This is a genomic window from Flavobacterium sp. KH_001, assembly GCF_057840745.1.
The window spans coordinates 3,495,222-3,520,401 of the sequence record NZ_CM174520.1 but is presented as its reverse complement, the minus strand read 5'-3'; the positions used below and the strand labels follow the sequence as shown (position 1 = coordinate 3,520,401).

Genomic DNA, 25,180 nt, shown 5'->3' with positions numbered 1-25,180 from the left:
TAAATTAAAAAGGAAAATCGTCTAATAAGTGCTGATTCATAATTTTCAAAAGAAACCAAATGCAGAAAATTTTATTATCTATAATCTTGTCTTTATCCTGCTCCTTAGTATGGACGCAAACGAAATCAAATGATAGTACTGCTACAGCTGTTACAACCAAAAAAAATATCGATTTTAATGTAATGCCGTACATCAGTTACAACAGAAATCTTGAATTTATGTTTGGAGCTATTCCCATGATGATGTATAAAATAAATCCAGCCGATACAATTTCTCCTAAAAATTTATCAGGAGTTTCAGCTATTTACACTACCAATAAATCCTATTTTGTGGCCTTATTTAATAAGTTTTATTTAAAAGAAGATCGTTGGCGCGCCACGTTTTTCTTTATGACGGGAAATCAAAATTCTCAATTTTATATGGATGATATTGATGCACCAGATTTTTACGATTACGGCACCAAAACAACAGTTGTCAATTTTAGTGTTCAGCGTAAAGTGGTAAAATCATTATACGCCGGAATTGGGTATTCGTATGCGCATTATGATACTACGTACGAAGACAATGTACAACCCGCTTCAAAAACACATACAAATGGCCTACAGGCGATCGTAATGTATGATACCCGTGATGCAGTTTATTATCCTACTAAAGGTGAGAAAGCAAGAATACGATGGGTTACTTTTCCTGAATGGTTTGGAAATGACGTTTCAGCCAATAAAATCCTCTCAGAATACAATAAATATTTCCCAATGCGAAATGGAACCGATGTTTTGGCTGCCCGTTTTTCAGGTAAATTCGGATTAGGTGCTATTGCCTTTGAACAACAGGTTACTATTGGCGGAGAAGACATCAGAGGCTATTCTGAAGGAAAATATCGCGGTGATGGATTAATGGCGATACAAAGTGAATATCGATACAATTTCAGTAAAAAAATGGGTGTTGTTGGATTTGCGGGGCTTGCCACCATTTATGGTTCTGATACACCCGATTTCAATTGGAAAATGTATCCGGGTGCCGGCGTTGGATATCGGTACAAGGCTTTTAAAACAGTGAAATTTAATGTAGGACTGGATGCGGCCGTTGGAAAAGATGACTGGGGAATTTATTTCAGAATTGGAGAAGCTTTTTAAAAAGTCAATAGTTGTTAAATAATCTATAAAACAACACTCTTTTTGACAATCAGTTCGTCATAAAGACAATAAAAAGTTTAATTAAATGTTTAGGTTATTAGGTTAAATCTAATATTAACTTATATATATAAAATAGAAAAAAGTATGAAAAAGATTTTGTTTTTAGTTATGATGATTGGTGTTTCAGTGCATGGATTTGCACAAGATGAGTTCAATAGAAAACAGCAATCAATCCAACCTAAAAATTCAGAAAATAAAGAAGTGATTCCGCCAACAGAAGCTCCGCCAACAGACGAGCCTCTGCCTCTTTCAAAAGAGCCGATTGTTTTAAAAATAAATCCGGATGAACTCTTCAATAATAATGTTCTTTATAAAAGAGAAGCCAATGTAGAAGGTATTTTTTATAGAAGAAATGAATATTTAGGTGGTTTTGTAACGAAATCTTTTACGTCTACAATTCGTTACAGAGATGCTGCTTTTGTTGACGGCGATAAGATCAAAGTGTACCTGAATGATAAGGTTATTGAACCTGAAGTAATTCTTGACGGAAGTTATAAAGGATTCAAAATAAATTTAGTAAAAGGTATCAACAAAATTGATTTTGAAGCTTTGAATGAAGGTTCTGCTTCACCAAATACCGCTGAATTTCAGGTTTATGATGATAAAGGCGAAGTAATTGAATCAAGCCAATGGAATGTTGGTAAGGGTTACAAAGCGGTTATCATTTTGTATAAAGAGTAAACTTAAAAGGTTTAATTATTCGTTCAAAATTATTAATGGGGACAAAGTGAAAAAATCATTTGTCCCTTTTTTTATATCTCAAACGTTCTTTCTTTTCTATTTAAAAACAATCTTCAAAATATATCTACTGTAAATCAAATATTTATACAGATAATTTTATTCTTTTTTGTAAATTTGAAATACCCCTTTATTAAAATCGGACTTTATAAATTGATTGTTTCAGAAAACTAAAGTTTGTAAAGTGAAAGACTATGTATGGAGTTTTAATAAAATTTTAAGGTTTTTTCGTTAGCAAAATCACTAACTTGTATAGAGCTATTAATACACAGTTAAGCTGTTTTAAAATAGATATGCTTCTTAATTCTCTAAAAAAAAGAACCATAAAGTAAAATAACTGAAGTCGTTTTATCCGTTTAGGAATAAAATTGAGCTGACTTTTATCTAACAAAAAAATAAAAATATGCGAGTACCCATCATTAGAAAAAACATAGTATTTACACCAGATTCGAAAAGAGTTGTTGCCCGATATTTTATGAATGGCGATGAAAGAACCCAACAAATGGTGATGCGGATAATGATGCTGGATGAAAAACAGGTTTTGCAAACTTTAGAACAGACACTTCGGGAATTTGCCCGACGCCATCGAAATATTTCAAGCATATTTTTAAAACACTGCGAGAAAATCAGACCTATAATCGAAGGAATGCAGGTCGATTATGAAGCTATTTCCCTGGATCGAAAGATGCTGATAGGCTCCTACTGTACCATGGAATATGCCATTGAATCTGCCGCTATTTTTAACCCCTCCATCATAGAAGATTTTGATCAGACGGGACTAGAAATGGGCGAAAAACGTGTTATTCTTTCTTTTAGAGCAACGGGTGAAGGTCATATTTCTTCGATTGTTTTTAGGAGAGCCATTCTGGATCGCAACAACAACCTTCAGGTCATGAAGATTGGACATCATATCGACAAGGCTGAAATAGAGCACAAAACTTTGTACAATAAAGAGCGATTTTCCATGAAATTGTCTGAGATGCATACCCATGACAAATACATCACGCAAGTCATGCAGGAATTGCCGGATGAATTTGAGTATGCTGTCTTAAAAAGTCTCGTAAAAACGGGTTTAAGCGATCCATCAATTAGCCAGGAAAGAAGAACGGCGCTCGAAGAAATAATCTGGCTCGCCAATTCTTTTTATGATTTATCATTCCAGCATGATTCTGACATTACAGAGCGTGTTATTTTTCCCATATCGGAGTCTGAAAGCCGTGGTATAGAAGATGCGCGTTTTGTTCGCTTTGATGATGATCATGATGATTCTCATCGTGTATTGGCCACTTATACAGCTTATAATGGTCACGCTATATTGCCAAAACTTATTTCTACTGAAGATTTTTATACATTTAGGGTAATGCCTTTGCATGGTGTGGGTGCTCAGAATAAAAATCTGGCCTTATTTCCGAGAAAGATCAAAGGAAAATATGCCATGCTCTCCCGTATTGACGGCGTTAATAACTACATCATGTATTCAGACAGGGTTACCCAATGGAATACTCCTATCCTACTTCAGGAGCCACGTTTTGCCTGGGAATTTACACAAATTGGAAACTGCGGATCGCCCCTCTGGACAACTGAAGGCTGGCTTGTTATTACCCATGGCGTGGGTACAATGCGACGCTATTGCATTGGAGCTTCCTTATTTGATCTTGATGATCCATCAAAGGAAATCGGAAGACTAAAAGAACCTTTGCTTTCTCCTCTGGAAGACGAACGTGAAGGTTATGTTCCGAATGTTGTTTATTCCTGTGGTGCTATTATTCACAATAACAGCCTTATATTGCCTTACGCTGTTTCTGATTATTCTTCTACTTACGCAGTTGTAGATTTAGTCGAGCTATTAACGGCTTTAAAGAATAGCAAATAATTTCACAGTACTATTCACAAAAAAACAGATCCCATTTTTACTCTTTGCAGTTGTTTCACGCAGATTTAAAAAAGATTTAAGCAGATTAAGTTTGATAATTAAAATCTGCTTATATCTGCGATAATCTGCGTGAAATAAAATCTGGTTTGACTTAACTGCTCTCTCAGAATGCAATTATTTCACGCAGATTTAAAAAGGATTTAAGCAGATTGAGTTTGATTAATTAAAATCTGCCAAATCTGCTAAATCTGCGAGCGAATTAAAAATCTGCGCTAATCTGCATTAATCTGCCAAATCTGCGTGAAATAAATTGCCTTAGCGCTCTCAAATTGAGTAGATTTTTATATATAAATTACTCAATTGTCTCCGGTATAATAGCTTCAACTTTAGGAGGATCAGTACCTTCCTCCAGCCATGCAATGAACAATTTATACCCAATTGAAAATACAATTGGACCAACAAATAATCCTATAAATCCTGACATTATAAATCCGCCAATTACTCCTAAAAATATCACCAGCATGGGCACCAAAGCGCCTTTACCCAATAAAAGTGGTTTCAGAACATTATCTGAAAGTCCACTTATGATAAAAAAGATAGTCCACCCAATCGCATAACCAGAGTCTCCTGTAGAAAAGAGATATACAATTACCCCAATATTAATTATGATTGGTCCGATCTGTAAAATAGAAAAAACAAGACAAATCAAGGTCAATATTCCGGCATAGGGAATATCGGCTAAAAACAATCCAAATGCCTGAATAATGGTCTGAATAATGGCCACTCCCAAAATCCCTTTCACCACCTGATAAATGGTTGAAGTCGAAATGGTCATAATTTCATCTGCTTCGTTTCCGGCAATCTTTTTTAGAAATTTATAAACCATAGTTTTTGCACCGGGCGAAACCAATAAAACTCCGGCAATAATAACGGAAAGTATAAATTGCAAAAAGGCCACACCAGAACTCAATATACTACTCATAATTTTTGCAGAGAATTCCTTTATCTGATCCTGATATTTAACAACACTTTGTTCTAAATCTGTTGATGCAGAAAGTAAAAACTCGTACAGCGGTTTACCAACTACTGGCCACTCCTTAATTGAAGCACCCGGTGGGCTAACCTTAAGAGTTCCCGCTTCAAACTCAGTTTTTAATTCTAAAAAATTGGATGTTGCTGCTTTTAAGGCATATATTACCGGAACTAACATTATGGCTATAATAGTGATTGTTATTATTACAGCGGCCAACGTTTTTCGCCCTTTTAATATTCTTTGCAGAAAATTAAATAAAGGATAAAATGCTACAGCTAATATTGCTGCCCAAAGAATTGGCATAAAGAAAGGCATTAGCAATGTGAGACAAAATCCAACAACCAGGAAGATAAAAAATAGCTGCAAAATAGTGTCAAAGAGTTCTTTTCGTTTATTCACATTCGAATTTTCCATTTTATTTTGTTTTTAGATAATAATTGGTTTTACATGTTTGTTTATTATTTTTTCAAAGAAAAGTTGGCATCAGAAACCAATCTTCCTATTAAGATTACCGGATATAAAACGCCTGTCAGCACCTCGATCTGAACGAGGGAGCGAGCAAACGGATGAATAGGGACAATTTCGCCATAACCTGTCGAGGTCATGGTGATATAACTGAAATACATAAAGTTAGCCTGTTCGCTGCTGCTATCAAATGGAGAAACAGCCATCTGAAAAGAACCTTCGATGTGTTTAAAAACAAATAAATACACCGTACACCATAGATTGACCAACAACATATAAACGACTATCGAACCAATAATACGATATTGTGTTACGGGCCCGGGTTCCAATACTTTGATCAAAACCAATCCAATTAGAAGCAACATTAAAGCAACCGACAAAAAGAGGTCGGCAAATACCACAATGACGTTGGTCTGAAAAAAGTCGATCCACTGTACCATTAAAAACAAAAATGGAATAATAGAAACCAGAAGGGCTTGCTTTTTATCTTTTGCCAATGAAATAATGCCTGCCATGATAAATAGCATCCAAAAAATATTTATAACTACCATAAAACGAGAATAGCTGCCAAATAATGGAATCACAACAAACTGCATGATACAAAGCAGTAACAACATGACGCTAAGTCCTTTTTCCCGTGTCCATAAACGATATAAAAAACGATCATTTTTTAGTTCCATAATTCTCGATTATTAATTAAATAAGAAGCTAAACTGGATTATATGTAATACTTTAAATTGGTATAGGCTCCGCTTCTACTTTTCCAATTGGTCTGCGCCAAAGTTTAAAGAGAAGAATGATAAAAATGGGCAAAAAACAAATCGCCGACATGACCAGATAAATATCTTTGTAGGCCAGTAACATCGAGGTCTGAGCCGTTTGATTAGAAAGGCTTTTCTCCGCTTTTTTCTGTGCCTCAGCATCTGATAATCCCATGAATAAAAAGTTTCTTTTGGAATTCGCTAATTGATTTTCTGCCTGTTTATTCGTCATGGTCAATTGTTGGCTAAGTCCCGTTTTGTGCTGTATATTCATATTTGAAATAAAAGTTCCTAAAATAGCTCCTCCCAAAAGTGATGCAAAAACCGCCTGAGCAATAATCCCGCTCATCATGCGCGATGTACTTAATTTCGGCGGAACTCCTTCTGAGATATAAAGTAAGGATACTGGAAAAAGAAACCCCATTCCGAGTCCTTTAAAAATCAGTGGCAAAAAGAAATCGGATGCATCTATTCCGGGATAGAACCTCAAAAACAGCATAAGATGGTACAATCCGTAACAAGCGAAACCAATAATCCAGATGGTTGCCAGATAGATTCGTTTGTATAAAAGATAGGTTGCCAACGGAATCGAAATACACAAACCAAGCAGTAAAGCAAGATGGGTCTGAGCTCCTAAAACCGAATCAAAACCTAAAATATTAGTCATATAACCCGTTACTATACTGCCCGTTCCGTTCATAATCCCAATATAAAACATCAAAAAAGCACCAATTACTACATTTTTATACCGATAAACGTCCGGATCAATTATTGGATTTTCTGTGAAACGCGTGTGCAACAGGTAAATTCCAAATAGTACAAACAAAAGAGCCGTCGCCAATCCTATTTTTGGATCATCAAACCAATTTCGGGTTTGACCTTCGGCACATAAAAAGAGAATCACCATAAAAAACAGTATCATGATAATCCATCCTCGCCAGTCAAACTGAAATACCGTTTTCATAGGCGCCACATCGGCTTTATAAAAATACCAGGCTAACAGAATGCATACTAAAAAATTGACATTAAGAAAATAGACACTAAAAGTCCAGTTGTGCAAACTGGTAAAATGAGCCCCAATATATTGATATAAATGCTGACTTCCTTTTTGAATAAACTGAAGAATACCATACAACAATGCCATATTAAAAACAGGATTGTATTTTAATATAATAGGCACCATCGAAGCAAATATTCCAATAACGGAAACAATAGCCATAAGAGCACGACATAATGTAAACCACCCGATTGTAGGTGCAAATAAAGAGGCCGTATTGAAAAGCAGCGATAAAAAACTTACCGATAAAATCATGGTGCGAACGCGAATCTGTTTGCCTAACTTTAATCCCAAAGGCATAAAAGCCAACATACTAAAAATGGGAATGTAAACGGAATAGGTAAAGACAGTTGTTGAAGCCCCAAAATGCCCCAGAATCTGCGAATTATCATAAGTCGTAACATTCAGACCATTAAAAAAAGGAATCGTAAGGATGTATAATCCTATGAGTGTAAAAACGCTTCCTTTTTTTCCTGCGATCATGTTTTACTTTTTTACTTCGACAGTTACATTCATTCCGGGTTTTACTTCTTCTAAATCTTTGGCTGCAGCCTCAAATTCAATTTTAACTGGAATTCGTTGTGTTATCTTCACGAAATTCCCCGTTGAATTATCCGGTTCGACCATAGAAAATTTAGCGCCCGTGGCCGGCGAAAAACCAATTACTTTTCCTTTAAATTCTTTTCCGTCCAATGCATCAATGGTAATGGTAACCTGTTGCCCTTGTTTTATTTTTTCAATTTGAGTTTCCTTAAAATTGGCAGAAATCCATAGTTTTTGGTTCAGTACAATCGTGGCTATTGTTTGGTTGGCGTTAATTAATTCTCCGATCGAAAGATTGCGCTCTCCAACATAACCATCAGATGGGGCTATTATGCTGGTATAGGATAATTGCAACTTTGCTGCATCAAGATCTGCTTTTTTTCTGGCCACTGTCGCTCTCGCTGCTTCCAAATTGATATTGCTCTGTTTGGTTACGGAGCCACTGGCTTCCAGTCCTTTCTGACTCGCTTTTACGTAAGCTTCCTCCGATTTCAGTTTTGAAATAACCTGATCGTATTGGTTGCGCGTCACAGCCGAATCGGCATACATATTTTTGAAACGCTGATAATCTTTCTGAGCTTTTTCAAGACTCGCCAAATCTCCGGCTAATTTTTCCTGACCTGAAGCCTGATTGGATGCTGAGGTCGTAATGGTCTGCACTAAGGAATGCAGGTTTCCCTCGGCTATAGCCAAATCAGCTTCGGCTTGCTTCACTTTGATGATGTATTCGGAATCATCCAAAACAACCAAAGTGTCGCCTTTATGAACATACTGATTGGCCTCAAACCTGATCTCCTTAATATGACCAGTTGCCCTTGCTGCAACACTGTTGATATAAGCTTCAACCTGAGCGTTATTAGTGGTTTCATAATTACTGAAATCAAAAAACAAGCTCAAAATCCATAAAGCTCCTGCAATCAAAAAAACAAAAGATAAAACCGTTAGAACCGTGTTTCGTCTTTTATCATTTTTCTGAACTGCTTCATTTGGTGCATTTTCTTCGCTCATGATAGTATATCTTAAAGTTTACCCATGGCATACTGCAGGGAATAATATTGAATAATTAAATCTAAATTGGCGTTAACCAAGGAAATTCGGGAGTTATTTAATTGCAACTCAGCATCTACGATTTCGCTGATTAAAGCAAAATCATTATCATATCTGCTTTTTACAATTTTATAATTGCTCATCGAGAGCTCCACATCTTTTTTAAAGGTTTTGATATTCTCTTTGCTTTCTGCATAACGTACGTAAGCATTTTTTACTTCGGTAGTAATTTGGTCTTTCGTAACGGCCAAAGCAATATTACTCTTGTCAATCTCTAATTTATCGCCTGATATTCTGTGTTTTAAAGTATAAAAACTCGAAACATCCCAACTTAAAGAAAGACCTGCCGCCCAATAATTAAGTATATTGACATAGGTCGGCCATTGTGCCGGATATTCGGTATTCAGAATAAGATTAGCATTGATGTTGGGTCTGAAACCGCTTTTGGTTAGACTCAAAGAAGATTCAGAAAGCTGAATGCCAATTTCGGCTCGTTTTAACTCTTCTCTATTCAAAAAGGCTTCTTCTAAACTTTGCTGAAGATTTAAATTCTCTGTCGGAATCATGCTTTCTGTAACTTCAGGCTTTAAAATCGTATTGGTAGGAAACCCAATTATGATATCCAGATAATTACTGATTAATTCGATTGTATTGGTACTTCTAAAAACCGAAACCTTAAAGTTAGATTGTTGTAATTCGGTTCTTAAAAGATCACTTTTTAGGTTCTGACCGTTATTAACGCGTGATTTTAACTGGCTGATACGAAGATCTGTATTGATAATATTTTGTTTGGTTACCTCAATTTGACGGTATAATTTTTCAAGGGTAAAATATTGTTCTGTAATCGCATTTTTAACGTCGGCTTCTGTCATTTTAACAACGGATTCCTGCATCTGGCTTAGTAATTTTTGTTGCTCAATTCTATTGTTGATAGAACCTCCGTTGTAAATTGGAACTGCCGATACGACATTGGCAAATCCCATATGATTCAAATAATCTACTGTAATGTTGTTTTCGTAAAATCCTTCATACAATTTAGGATCACCTATATAGGTATATCCTGCACTTAATCCAATGCGGGGCATTTTAGCAATTTTAGCCTGACCTACATTTTCATTGGCGATGGCCAGATTGGTATTGGCAATTTTAAGTTGTTTATTATTTTGAATACCAAGTAAGATGGCTTCATCCAGCTTGATTTTTTTTGCATTTCCGAGACTATCTTGCTGAGCAAAACTAAAGCTGGTAGTACATACCAAAAGAAGAAACAAAAACTTTAAACCTAAATCTTTTAATTGCCAATAATTCATAAGATTTAATTCATTTTTAGTTATGTAGGATTGTATTTAGTAACAATTCATTTTAAATAACTTCAACTAAAAGATTGTACGGGGAAAAAAATTGAATATTTCAATTACATAAACCGAGACATCCTATCAAATTTAAATATTTATTTCGATAATCATAAACAAATGTTAATTTTATTTTTAAATAATCAGATTAATTCTTAAAATAATAAAATTAAACCAAACTTTAAAAAAAGTAGTCTCTTTTACAATAAAATTCCGTTTTGTGCCTTAATAGTTTTTGGGATATCTTCTTCTTTCATCATTTGTTTTAAATCAATTTCAATAGTTCGGCAGATAGAAAGCATCGGAATGTCGTTTGGTAAACCTCCAAATGGATTCTCAGAATAATCCCCAACAAGTTCCATCAGTAAAAAAATCCAGGAAACAATACTTACGACCGGAATAAACAGCCATACATTATAAGGTCCCATTTGATCAAATTCGGCAATTAGACCAAATGGCAACAAAAAAATAAAGATCCAGACAAATAAATTACTTGCATAAGCATATAAACGGGGTAACGGAAAATTCTTAATTCGCTCTGCCTTACCCTGTTCATCGTATAAATTATTTAAGAGGGTTTGCAATTGCACATGGTAAAAATCATTAATGATATCATCTTTTCTAAGCTGCATTAAATCTTGCGATTGCAAATCAATAATATGCGTAGCCATATTCCTGAATCTCTTCAAATCAGCATATTCCTCAGAATTAAGATATTTTTCCAGCATCTCTTTCGTAAAATCATCTTCAAGAGTATCACCAGCCACTTTTTCTATTGATCTTCGACTTCTTTTGGCAATATGAGTCCCAAGTGTAATGTGTTCCCAGGATGTAGGTATTGATAATTGGGCACGAAAAGCATACACATAAGCAATATTCCTGTAAATGAGTTTTTTGGTTATGGCATCAATTTCTTCTTCAGAAAGTTTTTCAAAAGATGGATGATTTCTAATATAACCTCTCGTGGTAACTCCCCACATACGGCTAATATTGAGAATTGTACCCCATATTTTTCTGGCTTCCCAGATTCTCTCGTAAGATTGGTTGTTCTTAAAACCGATGTAAAAAGACACCGCAGTCCCAATGATACCGATACTAACCCACGGAATTGCAATCCATTTTAGATGTAGAAATTCGTATGAAAATAAAACGAGAAACGACCATACAATAATCCATAATAAATAACCTCCGCTGAATTTCACTAATGCACTAAAGCTGAAACTATTATTTACAAACATAAGTATCTGATTTTATAACCCTTATAAAGATAAAAATTAGCGTAATACAAATATCATTTTGCGTTTAAAAAGTAGTATTTAACCGTTAAAAATTATTTATCCGAAATTTAAAAACCTTGGTATTATATAAAATCACATATGAAATTGTGTAACTTCATTTGACTGTTTTCTTTGTATTTTTAAAATATGAAGTATCAACATATTTTGATAATAGATGATGATCCTGAAGATATTGATATATTTTCAGAAGCTGTTAATTCATTTAAGGAAAACATCACTATTATAGCCTCTACAGATGCTTCTGTGGCTCTGGAAGACCTCAAAAAAGCAACACAACTACCGGATATTATTTTTCTTGATTTGCAAATGCCGCGTTTGACGGGGAAAGATTTTTTGCACAAAATAAAAGAAGATGACCATTTACAAAATATACCAATTATCGTTTTATCCGGCCAGTCTGATCTAATCATAAAAGACACTTATCAAAAAATTGGTGCCAGTAATTTTATTTGCAAACCAAATAGCTACAAAGAATTAATTCAGATACTTCACGAAATACTTTATTCGTAAATTAAACCTTTTTCAAATTCTCTAATCTTAAGACTGAATTAAGATTGATTTTCTTTTCCAAATAAAATTGTCTTACTAATATTTATTTTTACATTTGCCTTATTTTTATTTATTCTAAATAGATTGCTTTTAAAGCACTTTTCAGAAGGAATAAAAGCATAACCAATTATTTTAAAAATTGTAAAATTCTAAATATGAAAAAGAAACTTTTCATTTCAATTGCATTAGTTGCTGCTCTATTTTCTAATGCACAGCAAAAGAATACTTTATTGGAAGCTAGCTTTTGGAAAACTACTCCAAATGTAGAAACTGTAAAAGCTGAAATAGCAAAAGGAAACAATCCATCTCAATCCAATCCAAATGCATTTGATGTTGTTGTTCTTGCCATCAATAATGATGCACCTAATGAAACGATTAAATTTTTATTAGACCAGCCAGGTAACCCTGTTACTAAATCAACTCATGATAATCGTATTTACCTGCACTGGGCCGCTTATAAAGGAAATGTTGAAATGGTAGAATATCTTATTGCAAAAGGTTCAGATATTAATCTTCAAGACAGTCATGGCGCTACGCCAGCTGATTTTGCTGCAACTAGCGGACAAAGCAATCCAGCCTTATATGAAGCTTTTTTTAAAGCAGGATTAAATCCGGCTAAAAAATACAATAATGGTGCTAACTTGTTATTACTTAGCATTGCATTTGATAAAAACCTGACGCTTGCAGAATATTTCACAACAAAAGGAATGTCTCTTAAAGATGTGGACAGTGATGGAAATACAGCATTTAATTATGCTGCCAAAGTTGGAAATATCGATTTACTGAAAAAGATCGCAGTAAAGGGAATTAAGTATAATGACAACGCCTTATTCTTTGCAGCACAAGGAAGCCGAAGAGAAACGACTTCATTAGAGGCTTATAAATATTTGACAGAAGAGTTAAAACTAAAACCAACCGCCGTAAACAAATCGGGAGAAAATATTTTGCATTTACTGGCAGGCAAACCAAATCAAAAAGAAATTATCAGTTACTTCCTTGCAAAAGGCGCAGATGCGAATAAAGTAAATAAGGACGGAAACACACCTTTTATGATTGCGGCCGGAGCCAGAGAAAATGGTGCATTGGAATTGTTACTTCCAGCCGCGAAAGAGATCAATTTAAAGAATCTAAAAGGAGAATCAGCTTTAACAATGGCGGTAAAATCAGGAACTCCTGATAATGTCGCACTTCTTTTAAACAAAGGCGCTGATGTAAATGTTACCGATAAAGATGGTAATAATTTAGGCGTATACCTTATTCAATCGTATCGTCCTGAATCGAAAGGACAAGATCCTTTTGAAACAAAAATAAAATTATTACAAGACAAAGGCTTAAATCTTGCTGCTGCTCAAAAAGACGGGAACACTTTGTATCATTTAGCCGTGGTAAAAAGTGATTTCACTTTGTTGAAAAAATTAGCTCCTTTAAATATTGATGTCAATGCCAAAAATAAAGATAGTATGACCGCTTTACATAAAGCTGCCATGATTTCTAAAAACGATGAAATCCTGAAATACCTGATTTCTATTGGAGCCAAAAAAGACATTAAAACTGAATTTGACGAAAGTGCCTACGCCCTTGCCAAAGAAAACGAGTTTTTTACAAAACAAAATGTATCAATCGAGTTTTTAAAATAAATAATTTTTAAAATTCCAAATAAGAAAAATTCCAAATTCCAATAAAAATACAATACACATGAAATCAATTCTTAAAGTCGCTTTTACAGCTGTATTAATATGCCTTGTTTCTTTTCAATCTGTTGCGCAAAGCAAATACAAATGTATGCTTCAAATGAACAATTATATGGGCGAAGGTGCTTATATCGTAGTTTCACTAATTAATTCAAAAGGGGAATACGAAAAAACGCTTTATGTAATGGGTGATGATAAAAAATGGTATACATCCTTAAAAGAATGGAATAAATTTCAAACCCAAAAGAAAGAGAATATTAGTGCTATAAGCGGAGCATCTGTTACTGGTGGCGACCGAAGTATTACCACTTTTGAAATTGATGATTCTAAATTGAACAAAGGATATAAACTAAGATTTGAGTCGGCTGTTGAAGATCAAAAATATTATGTAACAGATGCCGAAGTTGTACTTACAACTGCAGGTCTTGCTGAAAAAACAGACGGTAAAGGTTATATTAAATACGTACGATTAAATAAAATTTAACAATAGAAATCTAAGCTTTGTCAAAGTTTAAAACTTTGACAGAGCTTAACTACCTTTTAGCATACACTCCATGACTCTTTCTTTTTGGCGTTCCTCTCACCTGGCTTTGGCTTTGGTTTCTTCTTTATTTTTGATCTTGGCATCGGTAACGGGTATTATTCTGGCTGTTGATGCTGTACAGGAAAAAACACTTCCGTATAAAATCGAAAATTTTGATACAATAACGTTGGAAGAAACGCTTCCTGTCTTAAAAAAGAATTATTCTGAAATGACGGAGCTAACCGTTGATTACAATCAGTTTGTAACGCTGCAGGCCATCGATAAGGACGGGAATGATATCAACGCTTATATTGATGTCAAAACAGGAAAAAAATTAGGAACTCCGGTTAAGAAAACTGAGTTTATTCAATGGATCACGAGTTTTCATCGTTCTTTATTTTTACATGAAGCCGGTCGCTTTTTTGTGGGTGTTATTTCCTTTTTATTATTCCTGATTGCTATTTCCGGATTTGTTTTGGTTTTGAAAAGACAAAAAGGAATCCGCAACTTCTTTTCGAAAGTAATCAAAGAATATTTTGCTCAATATTACCATGTGGTTTTAGGACGATTGGCTTTAATTCCGATTCTGATTATTGCACTTACGGGAACGTATTTAACTTTGGAAAGGTTTAACTTTTTCATGGATAAAAAAGAGCAAAAGGAAAAGACAGAAACTGTTATTCCTGCCAAAAAAGGTACGGCTATCAATATTTTCAAGACTACACTTTTAACAGATGTAAAGAAAATAGAATTTCCTTTTACAGATGATCCTGAAGAATATTATATCATTGAATTAAAAGACCGCGAAATTGAAGTAAATCAGGTTACAGGCGAAGTAATTAGTGAAAAAAAATCGCCAATTACGGCTCAATTTGCCGATTTAAGTTTAGACCTTCATACGGGAAGAATAAACGCCATTTGGGCTATAGTTCTGGCTCTTGCTTCACTAAATATTCTCTTTTTTATCTATTCCGGTTTTGCGATGACTTTAAAAAGAAGGTCAAGCCGAATCAAGAATAAATTTAAAGCTAACGAGAGTAAATACATTTTATTGGCTGGGTCTGAAAACGGAAGCTCTTTGCGATTCGCCAATGCGATTCAGAAACAGTTGATTGCTGCTGGTGAAAAGGCTTTTTTAACCGAATTGAATAGCTACACGGTTTTCCCAAAAGCAGAACATATCATTGTTTTCTCTTCCACACACGGTTTGGGCGATGCGCCATCCAACGGAAGAAAATTCATATCCCTTTTACAGAAACACAAACAACAGCAAAAAATTAATTTTTCTGTGGTTGGATTTGGTTCAACGGCTTATCCTGATTTTTGTGGTTTTGCCCGCGAAATTGATGAACTTTTAGAAAAACAAAACTGGGCAGAACGTTTTCTGGATTTACAGACTGTCAACGACAAATCGGCGGTGGAATTTGTGGAGTGGATTAAATTGTGGAGTGCCAAAACCGGAATTCCGTTATCTACAACGCCTTCCTTATACAATCACGCCCCGAAAGGTTTGCAGAAATTAATGGTTCTGGATAAAACGGCTGTTTCTGAAACAGAACATACTTTTATCCTTACGCTTAGAGCCAATATGAGAGCTAAATTTACTTCTGGTGACTTACTGGCCATTTATCCTGCCAATGATACCAGAGAGCGCCTCTACTCTATCGGAAATCATTCCGGTAACATTCAGTTGGTTGTCAAACTGCATCCAAACGGATTAGGTTCCGGCTTTTTGAATGAGTTAAAACCCGGCAATGTCATCAAAGCCCGAATCATTAATAATCATGCTTTTCATTTGCCTAAAAAAGCTTCAAAAGTGGCTTTTATCTCCAACGGAACCGGAATTGCGCCTTTCCTTGGAATGATCGAACAAAACAAGAAAAAAACCGAAACGCATTTATACGCCGGCTTCCGAATGGAAACAGAAACGGTTTCAGGTTATAAAGAGTTTGCATCCCAAATGATGCAGAAACAACATTTACAAAGTTTTCATTTGGCTTTGTCCCGTGAAGAAAATCATTATTATGTAATGGATTTAATTCAACGCGATGCTAGCTTTTTTCTGAATTTATTAGAAAATAATGGCGTAATCATGATTTGTGGTTCCTTGGCTATGCAAAAGGATGTTGAATCGACGCTTGATTCTTTATTAGTGGAGAAAAACAAAAAACTAAGCGATTATAAAAACAAGGGTCAATTATTGACGGATTGTTATTAAATTTAAACAATAACCGCGTAAAAGAAAACTACGTAAATTTAAACACATAGAAACATAGCTTTTGAAGCCGCTTAATCTAAAAACGCATAGCTATTCTTTACAATACCAAAATGAGTAAAAAAGTACTTACCAAAGAAGATATTTCTAAAATTAAAAGAATCAATCTTTTCAGGTTCAGCAATGATTGGTATTCAGTGTTATATGCAATAACTATATTTGTATGTGCATATTCATTTCTTTATCCATATTACGGTTGGAGAAGAAAACCAATAAATATTCCCCAAAACACTGAAGAATACATAAATGCAGTTATTGACATGCAAGTGTTTTTTCTACCTCTTGTTGTTTTATCAATATTGAATTTACCTATAAAGAAAATCGAAATTCTAAAAGGTTATAAAACAGAAAAGAAAGCCACAGTTATCGTTAAATTAAAAATATTTAAGCGATTTAGAATTATCATATTCAATTCATATCATTTATTATTTTTTAGCAACAGCTTTAAATATAATGACCTAAAATCAAATGATAAGGTAGTAATTGAAACAACCTATTTTGGAAGATTCCTAAATTATAAAAAAGAAAATAAAACATAACTACTACTATGCAGTTTAAATACAAATCCCATTTCAATCCATTGCTGTTCCTTTTGGTACTGGTTTGCAGTTTCAATGCTGAAGCCCAAACTTTACGAAAAAGAACAACTATGCTTATGGGAGGCCGATTTGATATTTCGATTGTAGCAGACGATTCTTTGGCAGCAGAAAAATCCATTGATGAAATTATTGCCGAAATCACCAGAATCGAAAACCTTATTTCGGACTGGAAACCCACTTCACAAGTTTCAGAAGTCAATCAGAATGCGGGAATTCGTCCTGTAAAAGTCGATAGAGAAGTTTTTGAATTGACACAAAGAGCCCTTCATTTTTCTGAAATTACCAATGGCGCTTTCGATATTAGTTTTGCTGCAATGGATCGCATCTGGAAATTTGACGGCTCGATGACCGAAATGCCTTCGGCGGAAGCCATAAAAAAATCAGTAGAGAAAGTCGGTTACAAAAACATCATTTTAGACAGCACACAATCAACCATTTTCCTGAAATTAAAGGGAATGAAAATTGGATTTGGCGCTTTGGGTGAAGGATATGCCACCAATAAATGCAAAGATATAATGCTTTCCAAAGGCATAAAAGCCGGAATTGTAAATGCGACCGGCGATATGACGGTTTGGGGAAAACAACCGAATGGCAAAGACTGGAACATTGGCATGACGAATCCTTTTCAGACCGATAAACTTTTTGCCGTTGTTCCGTTGCACGATGGCGCTGTAACGACTTCAGGGAGCTATGAAAAATTTGTAGTTTTAGATGGGAAACGATATTCTCATATCATCAATCCTGCGACCGGATATCCTTCTACCGGACTTTGCAGCGTTTCTGTTTTTGGTCCCAATGCCGAAACAGCCAATGGATTTAGCACTTCGATCATGGTTCTGGGAAAAGAAGCCGGAATCAAACTGATTAATCAATATCCCGAATACCGCTGGATTATGATTACGGATAAAGGGAAAATTATTAAATCGAAGAATTTTAATAAGACTAAATTTCATTTGAAAAACTAGGTTATTTTAAACACATAGAGACATAGACTTTGTAAACGCTTAAAAAAGGCATTTCATTTGTCTAAAAACACATAGCTATGTGTATAATTTTTTTCACGCAGATTTAAAAAGATTTAAGCAGATTCAACAGATTTTTAATTCCTTAAAAAACACATCGCTATATGTTAGAAACTAGTTTCTTTCCATTACCTTCTTTTTAGGCACAAAAACTATGTTTCTATGTGTTTAATTTTTTTCTCACGCAGATTTAGCACATTCGGCAGATTTTTAATTTTTAATTCCTTAAAAAACACATCGCTATGTGTGAGAAACTAGTTTCTTTCCATTACCTTCTTTTGAGACACAAAAACTATGTTTCTATGTGTTTAATTTTTTCTCACGCAGATTCTGCAGATTCTGCAGATTTTTAATTCCTTAAAACACATAGCTATGTGTTAGAAACTAGTTTCTTTCCATTACCTTCTTTTGAGACACAAAAACTATGTTTCTATGTGTTTAATTTTTTCTCACGCAGATTTAAAAAGATTTAAGCAGATTCAACAGATTTTTAATTTTTAATTCTAAATTTTTAATTCCTTAAACAGCAACTTTTCATACTTTTATCAAAAGATCCTGATTTAGTATGACAACAGATATTTTAGAAGTAAATGATTTTATTGTTTTGATTGAGCAGTCTTACGCGACAAAAACAGTAGTGGAGAAATGCGAAATTGACGGCGATTCCATTGGTTTTGCTTTCTATGGTTCTGGCAATGTCGAATTGGAAATCAAACATAACAATCAAACCAAATACCTGACGAATACTACCGGTTTAGCGATTTGTTTCTTCGGAAATCAGAAAGTGGAATTTGCCCATAAAATTGAACCGGATAGACCTTTGCAATCGATAAGTGTCTTCGCCAAACTTAAATACATTAACTCGTTGCCTAAGGCTGAAAAAGAAATCTTCGAAAACCATCTTTCTGATTTGATGCATCCAAAAGAACATTTTGTAAAAGGTCCGGCATTTTATATGACGTTGGATATGCAACAGGCCGTTCAGAAAATCTTCAATACATCGTACACCGGCACTACCCGATTGCTGTTTTTAAAAAGTCAGGTTAATGAACTTTTGGCTCATTTTTTTGCCTTGCTAACCACAGAGAAAAAAGGAGATTTATCTGAATACGATAAAAACAAACTTTTTCATGCTAAGGAAATTGTAACTACACATTATTCCAAACCGCCATCGATTACCGAATTATCCAAGATGGTTGGCCTCAACAGCAATAAACTGAAAAAGAATTTTAAAGAGCTTTTTGGCATTCCGGTTTTCAAATACATTCAGGAAGAAAGATTGCATAAAGCCTATGAATTACTCCGCGACAGCGAAAAAACCGTACAGGAATCGGCTTGGGAAGTGGGTTATGAAAGTTTGAGTTCTTTCTCGAATGCATTTTATACTAAATTCGGGACACGACCGAATGATGTCAAACAACAATTCTTTTCAAACAAATCTTAATTCTTTTCCGACAAATGATTTCGTTCTAATCGGCCCAAATTTGTATCAGTTAATCACTTAAAACGAATTGATATGAAAACTACAAAGATTTTAGTCTTGGGAGCCAACGGAAAAACAGGACGCAGAGTATTGGAAAGATTAGAAAATAATACTGATATTGAAGTTCGCGCAGGTTCAAGATCGGCTGCCATTCCTTTTGACTGGGAAAAACCAGAAACCTGGCAAGCGGCACTTCAGGACATAGATGCCGTTTATATCAGTTATCAGCCCGATTTGGCCATTCCATCCGCAACAACCGCTATCCAACTTTTTAGTGGCTTAGCAACGCAAATGGGCGTTCAGAAAATGGTCTTACTTTCCGGAAGAGGTGAAAAAGAAGCGCAAGTTTGTGAAGAAATAGTAAAAACCAATGCCAAAGAATGGACAATCGTACGAGCAAGCTGGTTCAATCAAAACTTTAGTGAAAGCTTCTTTCTGGAGCCAATATTAGCAGGTTACGTTGCATTACCAAGAGCCGAAGCATTAGAACCTTTTACAGATGCGGATGATATTGCGGATGTCATCGTTGCTTCACTTTTAGATGACAAACACAACGGACAAACCTACGAACTTACAGGGCCAAGATTATTGACTTTCAAGGAAGTTATTGTCGAAATTGCAAAAGCTACCAATCGAGATATAGCTTTTCAATCTTTAACTTTAGAAGAATATATCCAGATGTTGAGAGAATATCAGGTTCCCGAAGATAATATTTGGCTGGTAAATTATTTATTTGAACAGGTTTTAGATGGCCGAAATTCATCCATTACCACGGATATAGAAAAGGTTTTGGACAGAAAAGCTAAAGATTTCTCCGCTTATGCTTTAGAAACGGCCAAAACCGGAGTTTGGAATCAGACTGTGCCTCAAAATTAAATCGAAATGGTTTATCTGAGAGGCATACTAGCAGGATTATTCGTTTGGATCTGTGTTAGTTTATCTTTCTATGTTTTAGAATTGATTCCGTCACTAGAAAATTCCTTTTCCGCGCAAGCGTTAATTGTTATGATTTGCATTTCATTTTATGCTTTTCTGGCGGCTCAATTTTATTATAAAAAAGGATATCGAACGAACGGCATTACAACAGGAATCTTAATCTCCGGAACAGCTTTCTTATTGGATGTTTTGATCACAGTTCCTTTTGTTGAAATTCCGAATGGCAGAAATTATCAAAGTTTCTTCAGCAGTCCCGTTTTATGGATTTTCGTTTTGATAACTGTTTTTACGGTTTATTTTTACTGGAGAAAGAACATCAAAATAAATTAAAAAATACGCCAGAGTCAATCTGGCGTATTTTATTTTCATATAAATCCAAAGCAATACTAACAAAAATCAGGACGGTTCTTTAAGTGGCGATTTGACCAGCCAAACAGCCTTCAATCCAAACATAATGATCACCAATGGCAAGTATAATTCATTGTTCAATAAAGTACTTATACCCAGAATATTAATATCGAGATAGGAATCGAGCATTCGCAGAAACAATCGGCAACTGTTGATTATAAAAACAACTTTGATCAGACGATCAATTCCTGTTGATTTTAAATACAAACCCGCTAAAATAATACTTCCTAACAATTGAGAAAGTCCTAACGGAAAATACAGTGCCCACCAAACCTGTTGTAGCGACGTAACTGTTTTAATAATAGCTTCCCGATCTGCACTATTTGCCGTTGCATAAGTGTCAACTAAATAACCCTGCACAAAAAACAATTCAATCGAACGGATAAATAGCTCTAACAAACAAAAAATAAAAAAGCCTATAAAAGCAAGAATCCGCCAGCCTTTATCCTGCCTAAAATCATCAAAACAAATCGTGAAAAATAAATACAAGAGTCCAAACATACTCAATAGCATCAGCCAGGATCGGTAAATATTGAGTTTGTTTCCGCCATTCAAGAAATCAGTAATTACATTTCCTGTTTCGGGTACTTTTGCAAAAACCCACCATTGAAAGGTCTGAACTAAAATATAAATGATCGCTACAACGGCCGCACCTATTCTCATTCGGTTATTTGTTATCATATCGCATCGAATTAAATTAATAACTGATATTTTGTATTAGGTAACACAAAAATGAAACCTATCTGTATATAAAATCCCGCAGTTTATTAAACAGTAATCTAGTGAACACTATAAAAAAACAAAGCTCCTACATCAGGAGCTTTTGTTTTTAAGATATTTTCTAATTATTTTTTCATAGCAACACCCGAACATCGAAAGTCTATTTTCTATAATTTATCTTCTATACTCCATTTTCTATACTCCATTTTCTATAATCTATTCTCTATACTCTATACTCTATACTCTATACTCTATACTCTATACTCTATTCTCTATACTCTATTCTCTATCCTCTATTCTCTATTCTCTATTCTCTATACTCTATTCTCTATACTCTATTCTCTTGCCTCTTGCCTCTCTCTTCCCCAACTACCCCTTCCGGATAAGATAAATCAATATCTCATCTTCTAATTCTTTCGACAAATTATCACATTCCAGTTTATGCTGAAAATGCTTTTCGAATTTTTTCTTAAACTTATCAGCTTTCAGCCTGGTCTTACAATAGTCATCACAAATCATTTTAAACTTGTCGTCTACTAAATATAAAATCTTAAGTGATTCAATATAATCAACGAATTTGGCATTATATAACTCTTTAGGAACAGCCATACGATCTAATTTTTTAAATTGTTGAAATTAAGACTCCAAAACACCCTGATAAAAACAGAAATCAAATTCTCAAGAAATTAAGAACAGTATAAAGTTATGTCGGAATAGCATTAAAAAAAAACAAATTGTAAGTTAAGTCTGTTTCATATTATAAATTGAAACCTCAAATTTAGAATAGAAGTAAAATGCAACCCTTTTTGTAGATATACATCTACAAAATCACTAGCTTTGTTAGACACAAACAAATACTTAACTACCTAACAATAATACAATTAAAAACAAAAAAAGTATAAATTTATATTTGTGATCTGTTTTAGATTTGTATCTATTAATTTTTTAAAAGCAATGAGATGAATATTTCAAACCAGAAAAATAACGTTGAAAACAGTACCAGAACATCTGCTAAAAAAACTAAAATGATGAGCACTTCCGCCAGAAGTAATGAGAAGTCCAGTATTGAGACAAGGAAATCAGTTCCGATGAATAAATAATTAATACCCATAAAACCTTTAGATTATGCCAAGAGAAATCAACGAAGATTTCGGTCTGGACGATCGCAATTTTCACCCGGAAGAACAGTTAATCCATTCTGTCAGTAAAAAAAAGAGAAACAAAAGATTAAAACAGGACTTAGAAACCGAACTCGACAAAGATCCTGATGATGTTCTTGATGACGCTTTAGATGAAGATCTTAAAAATTTTTCAGATGAAGATTTCGATAAAAAAGACAAATCTGATTCCTGAATATAATCTTAGCGAGTAAACTACGCTCAAAGTAAAGCAACCTGAAACTTGAAACCTGAAACTTGAAACTTGAAACTTGAAAAACAAATTGTCCTAAAAAAGAATGCAGGTATATTAACGCATCCTTTAAGTCCTAATTAATTTTTGAAATTTATTTCATAAAGAAGCTCAATTGTTTAATTGAGCTTCTTTATTTTTAATCCTTAAAATGCAAATCCAAAATAAAGCTATTTTAGAAAAAAACTAAGCTAAAACAAGTTTTTATTTGTCCAATAAAAAGCTAAATATCATATAATTAAAAATGATTTACTAAAGTATTAAATTAAGTTATTTTGAAATTACCATTATCGTATTATCTTCATAAAGACGTCCTTTTTCTGGCCAAAGATTTGCTCGGAAAAGTGCTATTCACTCAAATCCAAGGACAAATAACAGCAGGCGTAATTGTCGAAACTGAAGCCTACTGTGGCGAAATAGACAAAGCCTCTCATGCCTACGGCGGCCGACGTACCAACCGAACCGAAATCATGTACAGCGAAGGCGGTGTCTCCTATGTGTACTTATGTTATGGCATTCATCACTTATTCAATATCGTAACTTCCGTTAAAAATGAACCGCATGCTGTGCTCATACGGGCTATTGAGCCCCTGATTGGCACAGAAACAATGGAATTACGACGTAATATGCCGATCACTAAAAGCGCTATTTCATCGGGTCCGGGTTCTGCGGCTAAAGCTTTAGGAATTGACAAGACTTTTAATCAAAAAGATTTAGGCGGAGAAGAAATCTGGATAGAAGATCACGGCATCCGATACAAAGAAAATGACATAGCCGCAACCCCGAGAGTAGGTGTCGAATACGCGCAGGAAGACGCCTTTTTACCCTGGAGATTTTTCATAAAAGGCAACAATTACGTCAGCAAACCTAATAAGATCTAAACGAAAAAGTACATTAAAGAAAAAATTTAACAATACACCACTAATAACAAGAATTACAAATACTTAACAAACTACTATTGATTTTATTTATAGTGGAAATCGCCCACGAATTGAACGGATTTGACTGGTTTCCGCTGATTATTTTTTGATAAGTTTTGCCACTCCCTATAGCTATCGGGATTCACAGATTAGAATGATTTCATCTGCCAAATCTGCATAATCTGCGAGAACAAAATTTATAGCAAAAGAAAAAAATCAATAAATCCATATACTCCATGGCAAAAAAATCCCAGTAAATCTGCCCAAATCTGCAAAATCTGCGTGAAACAATTTTAAGCCAAAGAAATAAATCCATTAAAATCCGTGCAATCCGCGGCAAAAAAAAACCAGCGCAAACCCGCCTAAATCCGCGTCATCCGTGTACCATTTCGCATTTCATAGTTCACGCAATCACAAATAAATCATAAAAAATTTGCATAACTGACCAATCGGTCATATATTTGCAGAGTAAAATAAAAGCTATCATGGCAAAGGGAGAAGAAACCAGACAATTCATCATCGATAAAGCAGCACCCATCTTTAACACAAAAGGGATCGCAGCAACTTCCATGAGCGATATTATGGAAGCGACCAAATTGTCCAAAGGCAGCATGTACGTTCACTTTGAGAACAAAGAAGTTCTGGCCTGCGCTGCCGTAGATCACAATATGAAAGTATTAGGCGATAAACTGATGGCAAAAATCAGCCAAAGTAAAACAGCGAAAGAAGAACTATTCACCTATATCGATTTTTTCAGCAATGCCGTAAACCCGCCCCTAACCGGAGGTTGTCCGTTATTGAATTTCGGAACAGAAGCAGATGACACCAATCCTGTTGTAAAAGAAAAAATCAATCAGGGAATAAAATACAATCAGCAATTACTGGAAAACAGCATCAAAAAAGGTATCGCCAACGGAGAATTTAAACCAGACTGGAATGCCGGAGATTTTGCCACCGTAATTTTCGCTATGATGGAAGGCGGTCATCTAATTTCAAGAATGTCAGACAACAACGATAAGATGCAAATCATCGTGAAAACCCTCAAAAAAACTATAGAGGAAAACACTCTCTAATTTTTTTTTGTTAAAAAAATGACCTTTCGGTCACTTTTTAAAGGTTCTGAGGTTCTGAGGGGCTAAGGTGCTAAGATTAATAGGTAACTAAGGTAACAATACAAATAAATAAAAATTTAAACACATAGAATCATAGGCTTTGCAAACGCACAAAAGACATTTCATTTATTAAAAAAACACATGAGCAATAGATTAGATATTTCTCGCAGAT

General features: G+C 34.6%; 23 protein-coding genes. 16 read left to right on the top strand and 7 right to left on the bottom strand.

The features are described from left to right. Positions 1 to 59: 59 nt before the first annotated feature. From AC3ITQ_RS15225 to AC3ITQ_RS15215, 3 genes are all read left to right on the top strand, one after another. On the top strand, positions 60 to 1,133 hold the full coding sequence (locus AC3ITQ_RS15225) for a BamA/TamA family outer membrane protein (RefSeq protein WP_489235021.1): 1,074 nt from the start codon (positions 60 to 62) through the stop codon (positions 1,131 to 1,133). A gap of 144 nt (positions 1,134 to 1,277) precedes the next feature. After that, positions 1,278 to 1,874, top strand: a complete 597-nt coding sequence (locus AC3ITQ_RS15220) for a hypothetical protein (RefSeq protein WP_489235020.1) — start codon at positions 1,278 to 1,280, stop codon at positions 1,872 to 1,874. 460 nt (positions 1,875 to 2,334) lie between these two features. Then, on the top strand, positions 2,335 to 3,804 hold the full coding sequence (locus AC3ITQ_RS15215) for a glycoside hydrolase family 130 protein (protein WP_489235019.1): 1,470 nt from the start codon (positions 2,335 to 2,337) through the stop codon (positions 3,802 to 3,804). Between the two features lie 352 nt (positions 3,805 to 4,156). Here AC3ITQ_RS15215 and AC3ITQ_RS15210 read toward each other — a convergent pair whose 3' ends face one another. The 6 genes from AC3ITQ_RS15210 to AC3ITQ_RS15185 form a co-directional block, all read right to left on the bottom strand. Continuing rightward, on the bottom strand, positions 4,157 to 5,251 hold the full coding sequence (locus tag AC3ITQ_RS15210; RefSeq protein ID WP_489235018.1) for an AI-2E family transporter: 1,095 nt from the start codon (positions 5,249 to 5,251) through the stop codon (positions 4,157 to 4,159). Between the two features lie 44 nt (positions 5,252 to 5,295). After that, the gene (locus AC3ITQ_RS15205) at positions 5,296 to 5,982 is read right to left on the bottom strand and encodes an ion channel (RefSeq protein WP_489235017.1); all 687 of its coding nucleotides are present in this window, start codon (positions 5,980 to 5,982) and stop codon (positions 5,296 to 5,298) included. Between the two features lie 52 nt (positions 5,983 to 6,034). Further along, positions 6,035 to 7,603 (bottom strand): efflux MFS transporter permease, encoded by a 1,569-nt coding sequence (locus AC3ITQ_RS15200; protein ID WP_489235016.1) that lies wholly within the window; start codon positions 7,601 to 7,603, stop codon positions 6,035 to 6,037. A 3-nt stretch (positions 7,604 to 7,606) separates the two neighbouring features. Beyond that, entirely contained in the window at positions 7,607 to 8,671 is a 1,065-nt protein-coding gene (locus tag AC3ITQ_RS15195; RefSeq protein ID WP_489235015.1) for an HlyD family secretion protein, read from the bottom strand. A gap of 11 nt (positions 8,672 to 8,682) precedes the next feature. Beyond that, on the bottom strand, positions 8,683 to 10,020 hold the full coding sequence (locus AC3ITQ_RS15190; RefSeq protein ID WP_489235014.1) for a TolC family protein: 1,338 nt from the start codon (positions 10,018 to 10,020) through the stop codon (positions 8,683 to 8,685). A 242-nt stretch (positions 10,021 to 10,262) separates the two neighbouring features. After that, positions 10,263 to 11,300, bottom strand: coding sequence for a bestrophin family protein (locus AC3ITQ_RS15185; protein WP_489235013.1), 1,038 nt, complete (start codon positions 11,298 to 11,300; stop codon positions 10,263 to 10,265). A 186-nt stretch (positions 11,301 to 11,486) separates the two neighbouring features. Between AC3ITQ_RS15185 and AC3ITQ_RS15180 the strand changes: the two genes are divergently transcribed. From AC3ITQ_RS15180 to AC3ITQ_RS15140, 9 genes are all read left to right on the top strand, one after another. After that, the gene (locus tag AC3ITQ_RS15180; protein ID WP_489235012.1) at positions 11,487 to 11,870 is read left to right on the top strand and encodes a response regulator; all 384 of its coding nucleotides are present in this window, start codon (positions 11,487 to 11,489) and stop codon (positions 11,868 to 11,870) included. A 194-nt stretch (positions 11,871 to 12,064) separates the two neighbouring features. Further along, the gene (locus AC3ITQ_RS15175; RefSeq protein WP_489235011.1) at positions 12,065 to 13,546 is read left to right on the top strand and encodes an ankyrin repeat domain-containing protein; all 1,482 of its coding nucleotides are present in this window, start codon (positions 12,065 to 12,067) and stop codon (positions 13,544 to 13,546) included. A 58-nt stretch (positions 13,547 to 13,604) separates the two neighbouring features. Continuing rightward, positions 13,605 to 14,084, top strand: a complete 480-nt coding sequence (locus tag AC3ITQ_RS15170) for a DUF2271 domain-containing protein (protein WP_489235010.1) — start codon at positions 13,605 to 13,607, stop codon at positions 14,082 to 14,084. A gap of 70 nt (positions 14,085 to 14,154) precedes the next feature. Further along, on the top strand, positions 14,155 to 16,341 hold the full coding sequence (locus tag AC3ITQ_RS15165; RefSeq protein WP_489235009.1) for a PepSY domain-containing protein: 2,187 nt from the start codon (positions 14,155 to 14,157) through the stop codon (positions 16,339 to 16,341). Between the two features lie 110 nt (positions 16,342 to 16,451). Next, the gene (locus tag AC3ITQ_RS15160; protein WP_489235008.1) at positions 16,452 to 16,937 is read left to right on the top strand and encodes a hypothetical protein; all 486 of its coding nucleotides are present in this window, start codon (positions 16,452 to 16,454) and stop codon (positions 16,935 to 16,937) included. An 8-nt stretch (positions 16,938 to 16,945) separates the two neighbouring features. Then, on the top strand, positions 16,946 to 17,962 hold the full coding sequence (locus tag AC3ITQ_RS15155; RefSeq protein ID WP_489235007.1) for an FAD:protein FMN transferase: 1,017 nt from the start codon (positions 16,946 to 16,948) through the stop codon (positions 17,960 to 17,962). 622 nt (positions 17,963 to 18,584) lie between these two features. Next, positions 18,585 to 19,463, top strand: coding sequence for a helix-turn-helix domain-containing protein (locus AC3ITQ_RS15150; protein WP_489235005.1), 879 nt, complete (start codon positions 18,585 to 18,587; stop codon positions 19,461 to 19,463). A gap of 72 nt (positions 19,464 to 19,535) precedes the next feature. After that, positions 19,536 to 20,378: an NAD(P)H-binding protein gene (locus AC3ITQ_RS15145; protein ID WP_489235004.1), complete on the top strand. Its 843-nt coding sequence runs from the start codon at positions 19,536 to 19,538 to the stop codon at positions 20,376 to 20,378. A 6-nt stretch (positions 20,379 to 20,384) separates the two neighbouring features. Then, positions 20,385 to 20,768, top strand: a complete 384-nt coding sequence (locus tag AC3ITQ_RS15140; RefSeq protein ID WP_489235003.1) for a DUF5367 family protein — start codon at positions 20,385 to 20,387, stop codon at positions 20,766 to 20,768. A gap of 66 nt (positions 20,769 to 20,834) precedes the next feature. Here AC3ITQ_RS15140 and AC3ITQ_RS15135 read toward each other — a convergent pair whose 3' ends face one another. Next, positions 20,835 to 21,527 (bottom strand): hypothetical protein, encoded by a 693-nt coding sequence (locus AC3ITQ_RS15135; protein WP_489235002.1) that lies wholly within the window; start codon positions 21,525 to 21,527, stop codon positions 20,835 to 20,837. Positions 21,528 to 22,525: 998 nt separating this feature from the next. Between AC3ITQ_RS15135 and AC3ITQ_RS15130 the strand changes: the two genes are divergently transcribed. The 4 genes from AC3ITQ_RS15130 to AC3ITQ_RS15115 all read left to right on the top strand — a co-directional run bounded on the left by AC3ITQ_RS15130 (position 22,526) and on the right by AC3ITQ_RS15115 (position 24,969). Continuing rightward, a complete protein-coding gene (locus AC3ITQ_RS15130) occupies positions 22,526 to 22,666 on the top strand; it encodes a hypothetical protein (RefSeq protein ID WP_489235001.1) in 141 nt (46 codons plus the stop codon). A 25-nt stretch (positions 22,667 to 22,691) separates the two neighbouring features. Next, positions 22,692 to 22,919 (top strand): hypothetical protein, encoded by a 228-nt coding sequence (locus AC3ITQ_RS15125; RefSeq protein ID WP_489235000.1) that lies wholly within the window; start codon positions 22,692 to 22,694, stop codon positions 22,917 to 22,919. Between the two features lie 332 nt (positions 22,920 to 23,251). Beyond that, on the top strand, positions 23,252 to 23,857 hold the full coding sequence (locus AC3ITQ_RS15120) for a DNA-3-methyladenine glycosylase (protein ID WP_489234999.1): 606 nt from the start codon (positions 23,252 to 23,254) through the stop codon (positions 23,855 to 23,857). Between the two features lie 524 nt (positions 23,858 to 24,381). Then, a complete protein-coding gene (locus tag AC3ITQ_RS15115; protein ID WP_489234998.1) occupies positions 24,382 to 24,969 on the top strand; it encodes a TetR/AcrR family transcriptional regulator in 588 nt (195 codons plus the stop codon). The last annotated feature ends 211 nt before the right edge of the window (positions 24,970 to 25,180 follow it).

Excerpts from the sequence above, each read along its gene's own strand:
- AC3ITQ_RS15130 (WP_489235001.1), top strand. The coding sequence starts at position 22,526 with ATGAATATTTCAAACCAGAAAAATAACGTTGAAAACAGTACCAGAACA.
- AC3ITQ_RS15165 (WP_489235009.1), top strand. The coding sequence starts at position 14,155 with ATGACTCTTTCTTTTTGGCGTTCCTCTCACCTGGCTTTGGCTTTGGTT.
- AC3ITQ_RS15190 (WP_489235014.1), bottom strand. The coding sequence starts at position 10,020 with ATGAATTATTGGCAATTAAAAGATTTAGGTTTAAAGTTTTTGTTTCTT.
- AC3ITQ_RS15145 (WP_489235004.1), top strand. The coding sequence starts at position 19,536 with ATGAAAACTACAAAGATTTTAGTCTTGGGAGCCAACGGAAAAACAGGA.
- AC3ITQ_RS15210 (WP_489235018.1), bottom strand. The coding sequence starts at position 5,251 with ATGGAAAATTCGAATGTGAATAAACGAAAAGAACTCTTTGACACTATT.
- AC3ITQ_RS15115 (WP_489234998.1), top strand. The coding sequence starts at position 24,382 with ATGGCAAAGGGAGAAGAAACCAGACAATTCATCATCGATAAAGCAGCA.
- AC3ITQ_RS15175 (WP_489235011.1), top strand. The coding sequence starts at position 12,065 with ATGAAAAAGAAACTTTTCATTTCAATTGCATTAGTTGCTGCTCTATTT.
- AC3ITQ_RS15200 (WP_489235016.1), bottom strand. The coding sequence starts at position 7,603 with ATGATCGCAGGAAAAAAAGGAAGCGTTTTTACACTCATAGGATTATAC.
- AC3ITQ_RS15220 (WP_489235020.1), top strand. The coding sequence starts at position 1,278 with ATGAAAAAGATTTTGTTTTTAGTTATGATGATTGGTGTTTCAGTGCAT.
- AC3ITQ_RS15185 (WP_489235013.1), bottom strand. The coding sequence starts at position 11,300 with ATGTTTGTAAATAATAGTTTCAGCTTTAGTGCATTAGTGAAATTCAGC.
- AC3ITQ_RS15135 (WP_489235002.1), bottom strand. The coding sequence starts at position 21,527 with ATGATAACAAATAACCGAATGAGAATAGGTGCGGCCGTTGTAGCGATC.
- AC3ITQ_RS15205 (WP_489235017.1), bottom strand. The coding sequence starts at position 5,982 with ATGGAACTAAAAAATGATCGTTTTTTATATCGTTTATGGACACGGGAA.
- AC3ITQ_RS15170 (WP_489235010.1), top strand. The coding sequence starts at position 13,605 with ATGAAATCAATTCTTAAAGTCGCTTTTACAGCTGTATTAATATGCCTT.
- AC3ITQ_RS15125 (WP_489235000.1), top strand. The coding sequence starts at position 22,692 with ATGCCAAGAGAAATCAACGAAGATTTCGGTCTGGACGATCGCAATTTT.
- AC3ITQ_RS15155 (WP_489235007.1), top strand. The coding sequence starts at position 16,946 with ATGCAGTTTAAATACAAATCCCATTTCAATCCATTGCTGTTCCTTTTG.
- AC3ITQ_RS15180 (WP_489235012.1), top strand. The coding sequence starts at position 11,487 with ATGAAGTATCAACATATTTTGATAATAGATGATGATCCTGAAGATATT.
- AC3ITQ_RS15140 (WP_489235003.1), top strand. The coding sequence starts at position 20,385 with ATGGTTTATCTGAGAGGCATACTAGCAGGATTATTCGTTTGGATCTGT.
- AC3ITQ_RS15195 (WP_489235015.1), bottom strand. The coding sequence starts at position 8,671 with ATGAGCGAAGAAAATGCACCAAATGAAGCAGTTCAGAAAAATGATAAA.
- AC3ITQ_RS15215 (WP_489235019.1), top strand. The coding sequence starts at position 2,335 with ATGCGAGTACCCATCATTAGAAAAAACATAGTATTTACACCAGATTCG.
- AC3ITQ_RS15225 (WP_489235021.1), top strand. The coding sequence starts at position 60 with ATGCAGAAAATTTTATTATCTATAATCTTGTCTTTATCCTGCTCCTTA.
- AC3ITQ_RS15160 (WP_489235008.1), top strand. The coding sequence starts at position 16,452 with ATGAGTAAAAAAGTACTTACCAAAGAAGATATTTCTAAAATTAAAAGA.
- AC3ITQ_RS15150 (WP_489235005.1), top strand. The coding sequence starts at position 18,585 with ATGACAACAGATATTTTAGAAGTAAATGATTTTATTGTTTTGATTGAG.